Source organism: Legionella lytica, assembly GCF_044626755.1.
GTDB lineage: Bacteria > Pseudomonadota > Gammaproteobacteria > Legionellales > Legionellaceae > Legionella > Legionella lytica_A.
This window is the reverse complement of the sequence record NZ_JBGORX010000010.1, coordinates 1-14341: the sequence shown is the minus strand read 5'-3', so window position 1 is coordinate 14341 and position 14341 is coordinate 1. Positions and strand designations below refer to the sequence as shown.

Below are 14341 nucleotides of genomic sequence, written 5' to 3'. Positions count from 1 at the left end.
GCTTCGCTATCATTCAGAATTTAATCATTATAGCGAACCTCGGGAGGCGATTTTTTATTTCTTTTTTGTAAAAGAAATAAAAAAATCATCTATTTGAAAAGTTAAAATTCATTAGCTATATTTTAATCAACCATCAAATATCGAACAATTATGAATAAAAAATCACTGGCTGCATTCTACTTTATGTCCCTACCTTCCTTTGCAGGCAATATCTCAGATAAAATGGCTGAAGAAGCATTCATTTATGCATACCCCATGGTTCAAGCTTATAATTTCTTTTATGAGACGGCAGTTAAATCTGATTATCCCTTAAATCAATTTCAAAATATTCGTAAAATTGCTGATGACACTTATACTGCACACCCTAGTATAAATAATGACACCTTACATCTGATGGGGTGGCTTGATGTAGCGGCTGAGCCAGTAGTTGTCACGGTACCTGATATGGATAAAGGACGATACTGGATTTTACACACAATGGATATGGGACATTATACCGACGCAATCATTGGCTCAAGAACCCGAGGGACTAAGGGTGGTCGATTCATGTTTGCCTCAAAAAACTGGAACGGTGAAATTCCTCAAAGTATCACTGAAGTTATTCGGGTGGACTCTAACTTGGTAAAGTTAATGGGTCGTATTATGGCTTTAAATACTAAGGACGAAGTTATTGCTCAAAATTACATGGACCAATGGAATGTACGAACACTGTCACAATACTTAGGGGTCAAAGGGCCAAAACAAAAACAACGCCACTACCCCGACCCTAAAAAGAATAATTGGATTGAAATTGCGAATTTTATATTGTGCGAAGGAACCTTAGCTCATGCTGACAAAAAATGGTTAAATCAATATAAAGAAATCGGATTAGCGCCTTGTAATAAGGATTTGACAGAGGAGCAATTAGAAGCGGCCGAAGTTGGTAAAAAATTAGGCATAAAAAAACTAGAGGAACTTGCACCAAGAATGACTGATGCAAGAAAATTACTTGGAACTAGAACAGAACTAGGCGAGTCCCCCCGGGATGAGTTTGCGGAAGGGACATATCTAGGACAATGGGGACTACCTCCTTCCGAAGCAATGTATATAAAAACAGATCTTGATTCGGATGGTAAACAATTAAACGGGAGCAAAGGGAAACAATATAAAATGCGCTTTAAAGCCCCTGATGTCAGTGAATTTTGGTCTATCACAGTTTACGGAATAGACAATAGGTTGATGGCACATAATGAAATGAACCGTCATAGCCGCGGCGATAGAACACTAAAACCTGATTCAGAAGGCTATTATACAATCTTTTTAAGTTCTGATGAGCAATCCAATTCGAAAAATAATAATTATCTACCCATTCCAGAAAAAGATTTTTATCTGATTCTTCGCTTGTATGGCCCTGGCAAATCAATACTTCAGGGTAAATACAAAATGCCTGAAGTAATGCCAATTAAATGATTGAGTGGTAGTCATAGGTGGGATAGTTAATAATAGTGACTACCATGTCACCTTTAATATTGCTTTACTCAGTGAATTTATTCACCCTATAAAGACAGGCTTGGAGGAATATTTAAATGATATACTTAATATAATTAAGATTAAGTTGTCTTCGCCTAATGAAAACCACTAATTTGACAATAAATGAACAAATCACCTCCTCTGTTGTCTGTGCAATGACAAAGGAAAAGGTTCTATCTACAACTCGAATGCCAACTGGTGAGCAGAATTTTGTATATGCTGTTAAGACTACGGCTGCAGAATACGTAATACGTATGACTGATGTCTGTCACAAGCATAAATTTCATGCTGCTCTTGCATGGCAGAAAATGCTTCTACCTGAGGGGGTTCCTCTAGCCGAATTTATTAAATCAGATTTAGATGGTGAGTATTCCCCGTATCCAGCGTTATTAATGAAGCGATTGCCAGGTGATGATCTTATAAATGTATATCCTCAACTTACTGATATAGATAAGAAAAATTTAGCTCTTGAGATGATTAACATACAAGCTCTTTGTAACAGGCTTCAAGAAGGACATGGCTTTGGTATTCTTGATAGTTATGAGGATAATTCAATCGAAACGACATGGTATGAATTTTTATCAAAAAGACTGATGTTTTACAAAGAGCAGTTAACTAATACCACTGTTTTTAACCCACAATTAGCGAGCCAAGTTCTTAACATTGCACAAAATATGGAAGAGAATTTTAAAGTTGTTCGACCAAGACCTTTTTTATGGGATGCGAGCGAACGAAATGTCATGGTGCTCAACGGTAAAATTACAGGCATCGTAGATGTTGATGAAATTTGCTTTGGTGATTCATTGCTAGTGATTGCGTTAACAAGCACCTGCCTTGAACTCGAAGGTCTCGATACTGTATATACTGATCACTGGGCAGCCGCCTTACATCTTGATAAATCCGAACAATCAAGATTGGATTTTTATAGGCTATTTTACACTATAGCATTTATGCGAAAACACTCTACGCATACAGCAAATAGTAAGAAGGTCATGTTTAATACCGAGAAATTGCTAAAAATTTTTCATCATTCTTTAGAGCGGATGAATAAATACAATGGGTAAAGATATTTATCAACCCACTTAAACAAGTCAAACATTTTACAGCAGCGATTGTGGCGGGTTTTTCTTGAAGCCCTTTGCCACCCTTGGAATATGGCTTTCTTCCAGATAAAAATAATCCTAACGAGTTGGTCACAGTCCCAATAGATCCGCCCAAGATTTTTTAACTTTAATCTTTTTGCAACAGGCCTCTATTAGGCAGCCAAGGATTTTTTAAACAATTGCGGCACTTCTTTAATAATCGAAAAGTGATTAAGCTCTGGAACAATAATAAACTGATTTAATTGGGACGACTTATTACAAAATCTCTGTAATAATTTAGCACTAAATAAAATATCTTTACCACCTACAATAACATTGAAAGGAATTTTTAGGTTACTTATGCACTGAATAGGGGTCTGCGGGGTTAGTGCATCTGCCATTTCATTAGTATATTGAGCAATCAACAAAGGGTCTTTTTTCAACATTTGCTTATCAACCCTTAAGGTCACAACGTAATCATTTTTATAATAATTATGCTTACTCCATCGGTAAGCAAATAGTTTAAACCAATTAATTGACTTAACAAATAAATCCTTACGATAGATGCGGTAAGTGTTAGAATAACGTCCAAAATTTGGTGCAATAAAATAAAGTTCGCTAATTGCAATCGGCTGCACGTTCCGATTTATGAAATTAAGAATTAAACCAGCACTAATTGAATGGCCTCCAATTAGAATTTTAGCGTGAGGATTTTCACTCTGAATTAATTGCAGCATTATATCCATATCTGCAAATAATTGGCTTTTATCCGGAGTATCACCGCGTCTCCCACCAGACAGACCATGTCCACGTAAATCCATTAAATAGCAGCCTATTCCTAATTGGTTAAGCCCTGCGGCCATCCGCAGATAGGCTTCATTAATATGGCCTCCACCACAGTGAAGAAATAAGAGCACTTTATCACTAGCCTCTTCAGCAACTTTAAAGTAGGTTATGGGTGTTTTATCATTTGAAAGTAAAACAGACGGTTCTATTTGATTTGTTTTTTTCATTACAAAATTCCTTAATAATTAAATTAAGCTACTACTTTAAGTTCATGATTCAGATATTGCTGTAGCGTTTGCTTTCTTTTTATTTTCCCGCTGGTAGTTTTCGGGATGGAACGAGATTGTATAAGCACAATTTCATCTACTGTTATATGAAAATTTTGAGCAACTTTTCCTTGGATATTGCGTTTTACCAGCTCAACATCCACCACTTTTTTTACCTCACAAACAATAACTAATTTTTCTTTATCTTCATATTTTACGGCAAATGCAGCACTACAGCCGGCACGTACCGCTGGATCGGCTTTTTCCAGCAAAGCTTCAATATCTTGGGGATAATAATTTTTACCATTTAAAATAATTAAATCTTTAAGACGCCCTGTAATAAACACCTGTTGCTGATAGATAAATCCTAAATCGCCGGTACGGAAATATTTTTGCTCGTGGGTGTCTAACGTATTATGAAAGGACTTGGTGGTTTCTTCTTTATTTTTCCAGTATCCTGAAGTGATATTATGACCTGCAAGCCAAACTTCTCCAATTTCCATCTCTTGGCAAAGGTGGGTATCTTCGGGATTAACAACTCGAAAATCGATACCATCTACAACGCGACCACAACTGACTGTCGCTAAAGCATGAGGATGACTCTCATCCACAATTACAATTTTATTGTCAAAAAAAGCCTCTTTATCTATATAGATGGTCAAATAGGCTTCCCCTGCTTCTTTTGCACCGCTCACCAATAAGGTTGCCTCTGCTAAACCATAAACCGGATATACTGTTTCAGGTTTAACGCCTACTTTAGAAAAAACCCGAACGAAATTATCCATAGTATGGTGATTTACGGGTTCCGCTCCATTGAGCCAAAACTTCATCGAACTTAAATCATAGGCAGACGCATCCCCAGACCTCAATTTACTTGCCAGTAATCGATAAGCAAAATTAGGCATGGCTGAAATTTCGGGCTTTTCTTCGGTTATTACACGTAAGAAATTCAGAGGATTTTTAATAAAATCAAATGGTGACAGTAAATATAATGTCTTGCCATATAATAATGAACATAACATCGTACCAATTAAGCCCATATCATGATAGGGAGGCAGCCAACTAATCACCTTATCTACTTTACAAACAAAAGTATCATTAATTTGTTTTAAATTTTCTAATAAGGATCGGTTCGTAACCATCACGCCTTTAGGATTATTGGTTGAGCCCGAGGTATATTGTAAAAAAATAATTTGGTCATGCTCGATATTTGGGACCAAGGTATAGGGTTTAGCATTTTCATAAAAATGACTTCCAATAATCCAAGAAACATCATTAATACTTAGCTTAATGTTCTGGTGTACTTTCCTAAGCAATTTATGAGCGAATTGAGTAATACGATTGTTTGCCAATTTATTAATCGCATACAATTGCCGCAATTTTTTCTGAATACTTTCGCTCGTTAATACTGCACCAATTCCAGCATTATGGGCAATATGGTTAAGATTATCCGCAGCACTTTTATTTAAGGGGACCATTACAGGGACCGCAATTGCTTTTGCAAAGATACACGCCCAAAAAGCAATAATATAATCAATGCCAGGCTCAATAATAATTAACAACCGCTGATTGCTATAACCCGAATCGATGAGGTGTTGGGCTAAATTTTGAGCCCGCTGAATCAGCATTTGATAATTGACTTGGACTTTTGAGGATTTGTGTGCAAAAAACTCCACCGCAATTTTATTAGGGTGGGCTAAATTTTTATTTACAAATTCAGAAGCAATAGATTCCATGATACACCTTAGCAGGTTAAAAAAGTAAGTGGGCAACCAACGTAAAAGATTTATACCTTCATCTTCTGTTCTAACTGTTCATAGTTTTCGGACAAATAGAGAGTAAGCTCGCGGACATTTGTACAATCCCAAAATAAGGTTTCGGGTAGAGAAATATCTAAAGCTGATTCCAGATCGGAAAGGATGGAGAGAGCCTGAATGGAGCTTAGCCCTAATGAATCAAAGTTTTGTTGTACATCAACTTGTTTTGCACCTAATTCTTTACTGATAAATTTACAGCAGAATTGTTCTAAATTGCATACAGTCTGTTCGCTCATCATTTTCTCGCACTGCACAATATTTATACAAGTGTAGCCGCATATTTAATTTCGTCAACTATACTATAACTATTTTTACACGCTTCTAAGAGATGAATATGCAAAAGAAAAACGTTTATCCTCAATTGGAAATAGGAAAAGTTCTAGATAGATACCTTGGTTCTGCACATGAGGAAAAAAATATTTTATCCTTTAAAAACATTCGCATGGCAGATGAAGCTGAAGAATATCCTGAGCATTTATTACAATACCTCTATGCAATGGATTTGCATCATTACTTACTTCCTAAAATGCATGGAGGAAAACTAAATAATTTTGAAGAAATGGGTTTTATTTTACGTATCATTAGTCAAAGAGACTTAACGTTGGGACTTTCATTTTGTATGCCCTTTTTGGGAGCCTGTCCTGCCTGGATTGCCGGCAAAGATGAAGGGCTGGAGTTAGCTAAGGATTTAATAAAAAAAGGCCATCGTATCGCCATGGGCTTGACCGAACACGAGCATGGCTCAGATTTATTAGCTGATGAATGTTTCGCTGTCTTGGATGAGGAGAATGTAGTTATTAATGGTAAAAAATGGTTAATTAATCATTCCACTAAGGCTCATGCATATATGGTCTTTGTAAGTGAAAATCAGCAGCATGGCCCTCGGGGCTATTCTTTTTATTTAGTGGATAAACAATTTTTAAATGAAACAAATTTTCAAACGCATGGCAAAATTCGCACGCATGGCGTCCGTGGTGCAGATATGGGATCATTCTCTTTTAAACAATTAAAAATTCCCGCCAGCGCACGGATTGGAACATCAGGGCAAGGCTTAGAAATATTGCTCAAAGTGTTTAATGTAACCCGTTCTGTAGCGCCTTGTTTAGCTTTAGGTGCTACTGATACAGCCTTACGCTTAGTAATGCAATTTGCTTTAGAAAGAAAATTATATGGTCAGCCCGTATTTGCAATACCTCATGCGCAGGAAACAATGGTCCATGCGTTTGCAGATTACTTATTGGCAGAGTCTTGTAGCATTATCAGTTTAAGAGCGTTGAATTTCTTCCCCAAGAAAATGTCTTTATATTCTTCTATATGTAAGTATTTAGTACCCACTCAATGCGAAGCAATGCTTACTGATTTGGCCAAAGTTCTAGGTGCGCGTTATTATTTACGTGATGAATATTACCATGGTATGTTTCAAAAAATCTTACGTGACGTGCCTTTAATCAGCTTTGGTGATGGTAATTCTTTAGTGAATTTGCATTCTATTTTGTTGCAGATGACTGCTGTTTTTGGACGAAATAAGCAAGAGAATATAGATGAGGCTGAAGCATTTTTTAATCTTACGATAACACCACCAGAAATTGACTTAGCAAGCATCACCCTATCCTGCCATGGTGGGGACATTGTATTTAATGCGCTTAACCAATATTGGGATGAGATTCAGGATTATTTACAAGCGGATGGAGAAATTATTCCTTTATTGAATGAGCTTAGACAACAAATACAAGCCATGGTCCAATGGATACAAGAACGGCCTGCTTGCGTGCCTTATCACGAACCCTATGAGTGGTTTATTTATGGAAAAAAATTCTGCACACTGCAAGCTATAGCCTCCGCCGTTCTATTATGGTTTTTTAACCAAAATGGGCAATCTGAACTTTTAAATGATTTACAGATGTTAAAATTATTATTAATACATACGCTACATCCTACCATTCCATTACCTTCAAGCCTAGTACAGCATGTAGCAACTGAATTAAAAGAGCGAACAGAAAAAAATTATTTATTTTCCCTTTATCCTTTTGGTGCCGTGCACTTGTAAAGGGCTCTTTCATATAACACCCACGTCCGCGAGCATTTGCTTTTAAATAAGAATGAGTATTGTTCGCTAATAGGTTTAAACAAGAGTCAGGTCTTTTTGTTCGTTGGTATTGGTTTTAGGGTGATTAATTGGTATAAATGAACGCAAAATATTTAAATAATGACCTCGATAATAATTTCTAATGAGTGTTTATAGTTTTAGAATTTAATTTCCCGAGTAAACCCAAAGCAGCTAATAAAGCTGTGTCTTCTTTTGGACAAAAATCCATTGCCACAGCAAATCCAATATGATCCTCTTCAGGTAAAGTTAATTCTCTATTTAAAATTGGCCTTACTTTATTAATCAGTGCTTGCATTGCAATATCATCTATCGAAGTAAAATGTGTTTTTCTACTAGATAGCATCTCTCCCAAGGTTACATGTAGAGCATATGTTAATAAATAAAGAGCATCTTCTTGCGCCTCATCCAGGTTACTTAATTGAATCAGACCTTCTTCATTATATAAGTGGGTAAATTCATATTGTTCACATGAAAAATCATTATGAAGAATATCTGATTGTTGCACCTGATTAGCCTGACATCTAAAGAAAAACAAAGCAGTATTGCTCCCTTGTAGTTCAGTAATTTTAAAACATCCCTGAAAGATAAAAGGGGTTTCCCAAACAGCAACTAGCACTAGGGTCTCGACATTAATTCCTGTAAATTTTCTCTTATTTAACATTATATATCAGTTCCGAATTTAATAATTGTGTTGGGTATTATCACCGATTTGGGTAGATTACAATGACAAAATTTAAAGGAATATAGCTATTTGAGTTGCGACTCTGGCTATAAGTGGAAAAACAATCTCCCCGCCCCAAATTAGATCTATTGTTGTTCAGTTTGTTACCTATGATCTCCAAAATCCTGGGCGTAAAGGGGGCCTACATGAAGCCTAGCTAATCAAGTTCTATTATCCGGTCTGTAACTATTTTCTCACATAGGTACTGCACGAATAAATCAATATATTCATTATTTCTTTTATGCTTTTTGTAAATTGCATAAAGCATGATTTCAGGCGATTTGTCATTAGGTAATACTCGCAATAGTTTGCCTGCCTGAACTTCTTCTTGCACGGAAAAATAAGGAACCCAAATCAAACCAAGTCCATTTAAAGCCACCTGCTTTAAGACCTCTGCATTGTTACTTTTAAAATTACCCGACACATGAATAATTTGTGAATTTAATATCCACTTATTTTGTAGGCCATAAATCGTGTTAATTAAACAATTATGATTGATTAATTCGTCTGGGGTAGCAGGATAACCATGGGTTTCCAAATATTCTGGAGAAGCATAAATATCTCTTTGAATTGAAAATAGCTTTTTACAAATCATATTAGGTTGTCGAATTACATCAAATGTTATTGCTAAATCAAAGTTATATTCATACATATCCACACTATTTGAACCAATGTGCAGATCGATGGCAATTCCAGAATGAGTCTCCATAAACTGGGTTGTTAAATTGGTTAAGTAAAGCACCGCAGGGCTCACCGTTAAACACAATTTTAAAGTAACCAAATCGAGGGGAAGATCCTGAAGAGCTATTTCTTTGATTACTTTTAATTCATCAAATAAATTCCCAACCTTCTCATATAACATTTGCCCTTTATCAGTTAATATTAACTGCTTCGTGGATCGGATAAATAATTTGGTTTTTAACTCCAATTCTAAATGCGTAATTTGCTTACTTATCTTGGAAGAAGAAATAGACAGTGTTTGCGCAGCAGCCACAAAGCTATTACATTCAACAACTGTAGTGAAACTTTTTAAACATTGTAAAATATCCATTACTCTCTTTCATTCAATATTAGGATCAATTAAATTTTATACCATATCACTATATTAACCTTTTTTCTGCTTGAATTTTTTTCTCAAGGCTTAACATCAGTATTATAATTTATAATTCCATCGAAAATGTAAATAGAATCGATATAGGGAATAAAGCAATTTGACAGGAGCTCTTCAGTGATTATAAAAATAAGGTCTGTAGCCATCGTTTTTACCCTTTGTATGGTCTTTTTTATTGGCGCTAGGGCGGAGGAGCCTGCGGTTACTATTTTTGAACATGTGCGTATCTTTGATGGGAAAAATGCCACGCTTTCCGGACCATCTTATGTCCTGGTCCGCGGTAACATCATTGAACGGATTACGAACACGCCTATTCCGGTAACTAAACAAGCCAAAACTCAGGTCATTAACGGTAATGGCAAAGTGCTAATGCCAGGCCTTAGCGACATGCACTGGCATGCGATGCTGATCCGCCCTACTCCAGCACAGATGATATCAAACGACATGGGATACACAACACTACTTGCGGGTGCCGAAGCCACAGCCACACTGATGCGTGGATTCACCACAGTCCGGGATATGGGTGGTCCTGTCTTCTCACTTAAGCGTGCCATTGACGAAAATATTATTCCCGGCCCCCGTATTTATCCATCCGGCGCAATTATTACCGTAACAGGTGGCCATGGGGATTTCCGTGAACTCTGGGAATTACCGCGAACCCCTGATGCTATGAGTCGTATAGAACATTTGGGCGGAAGTGTCATTGCGGACAGCCCAGATGAAGTTCGCAAACGCACGCGCGAACAACTAATGCAAGGTGCGTCTCAAATCAAGATGACGGCAGGTGGCGGTGTGGCTTCGCCACTGACTCCCCTTGATGTCACTACGTTTACCGAAGCTGAATTGCACGCCGCGGTTGAGGCAGCTGCCGGTTGGGGAACCTATGTGGCTACCCATGCTTATATGCCACCTGCTATTCAACGTTCGATAAGAGCTGGCGTTAAAGTGATCGAGCATGGTCATCTTATGGATGAAGAAACAGCAAAACTAATGGCTGAAAAAAACATCTGGTTGAGCACTCAACCGTTTGTAGATCTTGGCGGTGCCGCCATGCTTTCACCTAGTCAGCAAGAACAAAAACGCCAAATCATCCAGGGAACTAATTCCATGTATGGATTTGTGAAAAAGTTCAAAATCAAAACTGGCTTTGGGACCGATATCCTGTTCTCAAAAGCTTTGGCAGAACGTCAGGGACAAGGCATTGTGAATCTCACCCGTTGGTTTACGCCTGCAGAAGCTCTGATTATGGCAACATCGGTTAATGGAGAATTACTCGCACTTTCCGGAGCACGAAATCCCTACCCAGGAACACTGGGAGTGGTTGAGGAAGGTGCATTAGCCGATCTGCTCCTCGTTGACGGAGATCCTTTACAAGACATAAGTATTATCGCCGATCCAGCTAACAAATTCCTCATTATCATGAAAGATGGAATCATCTACAAAAACATTCTACCTAAAATTTAATTTGACGTTTAAAGATGGCATCTTGCCTTCAATTAGAGAGCATAAAGCAGGATGCCCCTATTTCTATCTCTTTTTGTTTACCCATCAAGCCCCGATCAATGCTCTTATTACTTAGCATAATAAAAATTATTTTGAGAACTTTGCCATTTCAGCCTCTATTTCAGCTTCATTTTTGGCCTGTTGAAATGCTAATTTACTCAATGCCTGTCCACTAGTAGTTTCAGGGAGGGTAAAGAAAGTACCGGCATAACCGTGCTTTGAAGTTACGCTAACAATAAGCGCTGGGACAATTGCTAAAGCAGCCAATACACCTAAAATTCCTCTGAGAATGGGGTGGATTTGGTACCAAAGCTCACGATGTTCTTTTAATCCTTGTGCTTCTTTGGATGCAAATATATTCTTACAACTGGACTTAAAGGCTTTAAGCGCCTGCGCATCAGGATTAGCAAAAAAAGTTTCTCCAGTTAACTGAAGTTTATGTGATAAAAGCAGTGCTGCTTTCGAAGCATCTGCATAAACTTTAGAACGACGTTTTAGCTCTAACCTCAAAGCGATATCACTCAATCGACGCACGAGCGTGTTAAATTCCTTTTCTTGTATGGCTAAATCCGGTACTAATGGGAGCCGTATAGGTATTGAAGGCACTACTGATGGTACTTTTACCACTTTTTTAGCATATTTAGTAGCCTTATGACCGCACAAAGCGGCTTCAGATACAGTGGATATTGCCTGTGGCTTTAAATTATTAAGCGACTTCTTAAGATCAGCGGTTCTCACTTTCTCTAAGCGAGTAATCGCTTTCAAATCATGCTCCGCTGACACCACCTCTGTGCCAATGCTACCACTACTCACTCCTGCCCCATCCTCGAACCACATGCGATGTGCTGCGTCCTTAAAACCAAGGCCAGTGGAGGGTGCTAAAGGAAACCAGGAATGTGTCCCCCCCGGAATTGTCCACCGGCTGGAAAGGGTTAGAACCCTCGGTAAGCTACGCCCGTTAAATTTTGGGCAACAATGAAATGCACGGTCTGGCCTACAATATTCGTGAGCCACATGAGCAGGAACATCGCGCTGTGCTTTGCCTACGTCCCTCCATGCCGCCTCCCTTTCAGTCATTGTTCTCTCTTCATATCCATTATGATAATCTAGCAATGCTTTTTTAAGTTCACTAAAATCAAAATGAGCGCTGCGTTGCATGGTTCCGGTACCATCAAGGTACTCTAGTCCTCCAGCTGTTGGAATGTGTTGGAGCAGTCCAAAAATGACCTTTTTGGTGTTGCTGTCCATGTGTTTTTCTAACATGCGGCGCATATGAGTATCCATAGCCCAATAAGCATATTCATAAGCAGTAGACGTAAATGTCCTTCCCGAATAATCGATAAACGGATTTTTGCTCGCAGTAAGAAGCTTTTGAGCGAAATTATGCTCTGATTGAAGCAAAGCTTCGGCCTCATCTTGTTGGCCATAAGCAACATGCTGTAAAAATTTCTGCACCACTTGCTGCTCAAAAATTTCTATAAGTTGCGCATCCGAAACATCTTGAATAAAGGGTGATAAAAGGTGCTGAGAAAGTCTCAGGTAGGTAAGCCTGTGTTCCTTTGAGATTTTAGCTAAAAAGGCCAGCAAATCAAAAGTGTTTTCAGGTATAAATTGGGTATTTTCCAAGAACTGTGAAAAAAGTTGCAAATCCTCACGGCATAAACTCTTGAGCGCAGCCACGTAGTGTTTGGGTTCGGGGCTTTGTTTTAGAACATTGGAAAGATTAGGCCAATCTACATCACCCTCCGCAAGGAACCCCTCGTCATATAAAAAACGCATCTGCTCCGCTACTTCCAGAGATCGCTGCGCATAGAAGACGGTTTTTGCTATTTCTTCTCGGATTTTCACCGGTAAATCTGAAAAAACAGGGGGAGAAGTCTTAGTAAAGTTAATCAGTAAAGTAGCCAATGCGTCCGGGTAATATTGAGCACCACTCGTAGCAATGATATGCGCCACCAGCTCTCGCTTTAATTGAATATCTAAATCACCAAATAGTTCATTAAAAGGAATTAATGCTCTGATAAGATAGTTTAGTGCCACTAAATCATCCGGTGCAAAATCAATCTCTGCGACCATGAGCGGATTAGCGTGGCTCTTGGGAGTAAGACCTCCATTCAAAGTGATTAAATTCTGAAACTGCTGATGGCTAAGAGCCCACACATCAGGTTCTTCGGAAGAGTATGGCCTAAGCTTCTCAAGCTCTTGTTCAAAGGTGGTAAAATCAAACTGTTTACCGGATACTGTTTCAGCGTTTCCATCTTCGGTTATATAATATAATACTTTAGTGTCATTATTAATTACGTACAGATAGTTTTGCGCATAATCCTCTTTAAGCTTAAGCACGTCCGGTAATTGGGTCCCACGACAAAGCCAGCCCTCATAGGATAGCAACTCAGCCTCTGATAATAAGCTAAAAATAGCTTGTTTTGGTTCACGCTCGTGCTTCCATGTGGATGGACAGGAGTCTGTCATGCTTAACCTTTCAGGGATAAATCAATGTTCAAATATTATACATTAATACTCAGCATTAGTATAGGTTTTCTGATTAGGAGTTCTAGCGTCAATCGTGTTGAAAATTAAGCACCTGCACTTCCTAGAGAGGGAGTGCAACCGATTACGAACGATACACCCACTGAAATAGAGGGTCTTGTAGGCAATTAAAAACTTCTGCTTCAGTGAAGCTATTTAATTTAATCTCCTTATCATGGTGCATGCTGGCTGGCGAACTCCCAATTTATATCTTGATATATCCTTTATCCCTCAAAAGATTCATGTTCCTTTTTGGACAACCACTGTAAAAAAACCCCTTTTAAATAATGGACTTTTTCTTTTAATATCAGAGCATTCTCTTCAGAGATAACCGATTTCGCTTTGTTAAACATTTCTCCCTCTTCATCTTTTACATGATGTTCTACTAACTCTTTTAAGATCAGGACCTCGGCTTCCCAATTTTCTTTATTTGCCGCATTTATTTTTTGGAGTTGCGCTTCAAGCTCACCATGCTCCTTTTCTCCATGCTGTGCAATATCCTGTGTTTCAGGGAATTTTTCGAGCGTCTTATAAAAAATTTCTTGCTCCGCATGAGCATGAACTAGTAACTCCTTATTAATCAAAGCAACAATCTCTCGCTTTCGCGACTCCAAAGTTGATTGCTCAAATAACTTAAATAAATGTGCAACTTTGTCATGATCCATTTTTAAATAATCATAGATATCCATAATTCCTCCTAAGGAGTCATAACCACTTTAATGCACCCATCTTGCTTTTCTTTAAATTTCAAATAGGCATCTGGAGCATCGGCTAACTTCATCCGGTGAGTAATGATTTTTGAGGGATCAATCTCATCTTTTAAAATTTTATCTAATAATAAAGGTAAATATCGTTGGACGTGGGTTTGCCCCATCCTAAAAGTTAATCCCTTATTCATCGCCATTCCCCA

The 14341-nt window shown here is 38.1% G+C and carries 12 protein-coding genes; 4 read left to right on the top strand and 8 right to left on the bottom strand.

Features of this window, described 5'->3' with window-relative positions; genetic code table 11:
- The first annotated feature begins 150 nt into the window (after positions 1 to 150).
- On the top strand, positions 151 to 1449 hold the full coding sequence (locus tag ACD661_RS15020) for a DUF1254 domain-containing protein (RefSeq protein WP_400188687.1): 1299 nt from the start codon (positions 151 to 153) through the stop codon (positions 1447 to 1449).
- A 158-nt stretch (positions 1450 to 1607) separates the two neighbouring features.
- Positions 1608 to 2573 carry a phosphotransferase gene (locus ACD661_RS15015; protein WP_400188686.1) on the top strand — a complete coding sequence of 322 codons (966 nt, stop codon included), beginning with the start codon at positions 1608 to 1610 and terminating at the stop codon, positions 2571 to 2573.
- A 191-nt stretch (positions 2574 to 2764) separates the two neighbouring features.
- Here the strand turns inward: ACD661_RS15015 and ACD661_RS15010 are convergent, their stop codons facing one another.
- Genes ACD661_RS15010 through ACD661_RS15000 form a run of 3 tightly spaced genes read right to left on the bottom strand, consistent with a single transcriptional unit; the run spans position 2765 to position 5699 of the window.
- Complete coding sequence (locus tag ACD661_RS15010; protein ID WP_400188685.1) at positions 2765 to 3604, bottom strand: alpha/beta fold hydrolase; 840 nt, start codon at positions 3602 to 3604, stop codon at positions 2765 to 2767.
- 23 nt (positions 3605 to 3627) lie between these two features.
- Entirely contained in the window at positions 3628 to 5379 is a 1752-nt protein-coding gene (locus tag ACD661_RS15005) for a fatty acyl-AMP ligase (RefSeq protein ID WP_400188684.1), read from the bottom strand.
- Positions 5380 to 5429: 50 nt separating this feature from the next.
- Positions 5430 to 5699, bottom strand: a complete 270-nt coding sequence (locus tag ACD661_RS15000) for an acyl carrier protein (RefSeq protein ID WP_400188683.1) — start codon at positions 5697 to 5699, stop codon at positions 5430 to 5432.
- Positions 5700 to 5794: 95 nt separating this feature from the next.
- On the opposite strand from ACD661_RS15000, the gene ACD661_RS14995 reads away from it, so the two are divergent.
- Complete coding sequence (locus ACD661_RS14995; RefSeq protein ID WP_400188682.1) at positions 5795 to 7507, top strand: acyl-CoA dehydrogenase family protein; 1713 nt, start codon at positions 5795 to 5797, stop codon at positions 7505 to 7507.
- A gap of 178 nt (positions 7508 to 7685) precedes the next feature.
- Here ACD661_RS14995 and ACD661_RS14990 read toward each other — a convergent pair whose 3' ends face one another.
- Together ACD661_RS14990 and ACD661_RS14985 are read right to left on the bottom strand one after the other, a co-directional pair.
- Entirely contained in the window at positions 7686 to 8228 is a 543-nt protein-coding gene (locus tag ACD661_RS14990) for a hypothetical protein (protein ID WP_400188681.1), read from the bottom strand.
- A 217-nt stretch (positions 8229 to 8445) separates the two neighbouring features.
- Positions 8446 to 9339 (bottom strand): LysR family transcriptional regulator, encoded by an 894-nt coding sequence (locus ACD661_RS14985; RefSeq protein WP_400188680.1) that lies wholly within the window; start codon positions 9337 to 9339, stop codon positions 8446 to 8448.
- A 177-nt stretch (positions 9340 to 9516) separates the two neighbouring features.
- Between ACD661_RS14985 and ACD661_RS14980 the strand changes: the two genes are divergently transcribed.
- Complete coding sequence (locus tag ACD661_RS14980; protein ID WP_400188679.1) at positions 9517 to 10863, top strand: metal-dependent hydrolase family protein; 1347 nt, start codon at positions 9517 to 9519, stop codon at positions 10861 to 10863.
- 126 nt (positions 10864 to 10989) lie between these two features.
- On the opposite strand, the gene ACD661_RS14975 is transcribed toward ACD661_RS14980, so the two are convergent.
- The 3 genes from ACD661_RS14975 to ACD661_RS14965 form a co-directional block, all read right to left on the bottom strand.
- The gene (locus ACD661_RS14975; RefSeq protein WP_400188678.1) at positions 10990 to 13374 is read right to left on the bottom strand and encodes a hypothetical protein; all 2385 of its coding nucleotides are present in this window, start codon (positions 13372 to 13374) and stop codon (positions 10990 to 10992) included.
- A 281-nt stretch (positions 13375 to 13655) separates the two neighbouring features.
- The gene (locus ACD661_RS14970) at positions 13656 to 14120 is read right to left on the bottom strand and encodes a hemerythrin domain-containing protein (RefSeq protein ID WP_400188677.1); all 465 of its coding nucleotides are present in this window, start codon (positions 14118 to 14120) and stop codon (positions 13656 to 13658) included.
- Positions 14121 to 14128: 8 nt separating this feature from the next.
- The coding region (locus ACD661_RS14965) for a hypothetical protein (RefSeq protein ID WP_472975200.1) at positions 14129 to 14341 on the bottom strand (213 nt) is incomplete at its 5' end.

Coding starts and splice junctions, on each gene's coding strand:
- ACD661_RS15005 (WP_400188684.1), bottom strand. CDS start 5,379: ATGGAATCTATTGCTTCTGAATTTGTAAATAAAAATTTAGCCCACCCT.
- ACD661_RS14990 (WP_400188681.1), bottom strand. CDS start 8,228: ATGTTAAATAAGAGAAAATTTACAGGAATTAATGTCGAGACCCTAGTG.
- ACD661_RS15000 (WP_400188683.1), bottom strand. CDS start 5,699: ATGATGAGCGAACAGACTGTATGCAATTTAGAACAATTCTGCTGTAAA.
- ACD661_RS15010 (WP_400188685.1), bottom strand. CDS start 3,604: ATGAAAAAAACAAATCAAATAGAACCGTCTGTTTTACTTTCAAATGAT.
- ACD661_RS14970 (WP_400188677.1), bottom strand. CDS start 14,120: ATGGATATCTATGATTATTTAAAAATGGATCATGACAAAGTTGCACAT.
- ACD661_RS14975 (WP_400188678.1), bottom strand. CDS start 13,374: ATGACAGACTCCTGTCCATCCACATGGAAGCACGAGCGTGAACCAAAA.
- ACD661_RS15020 (WP_400188687.1), top strand. CDS start 151: ATGAATAAAAAATCACTGGCTGCATTCTACTTTATGTCCCTACCTTCC.
- ACD661_RS14985 (WP_400188680.1), bottom strand. CDS start 9,339: ATGGATATTTTACAATGTTTAAAAAGTTTCACTACAGTTGTTGAATGT.
- ACD661_RS15015 (WP_400188686.1), top strand. CDS start 1,608: ATGAAAACCACTAATTTGACAATAAATGAACAAATCACCTCCTCTGTT.
- ACD661_RS14995 (WP_400188682.1), top strand. CDS start 5,795: ATGCAAAAGAAAAACGTTTATCCTCAATTGGAAATAGGAAAAGTTCTA.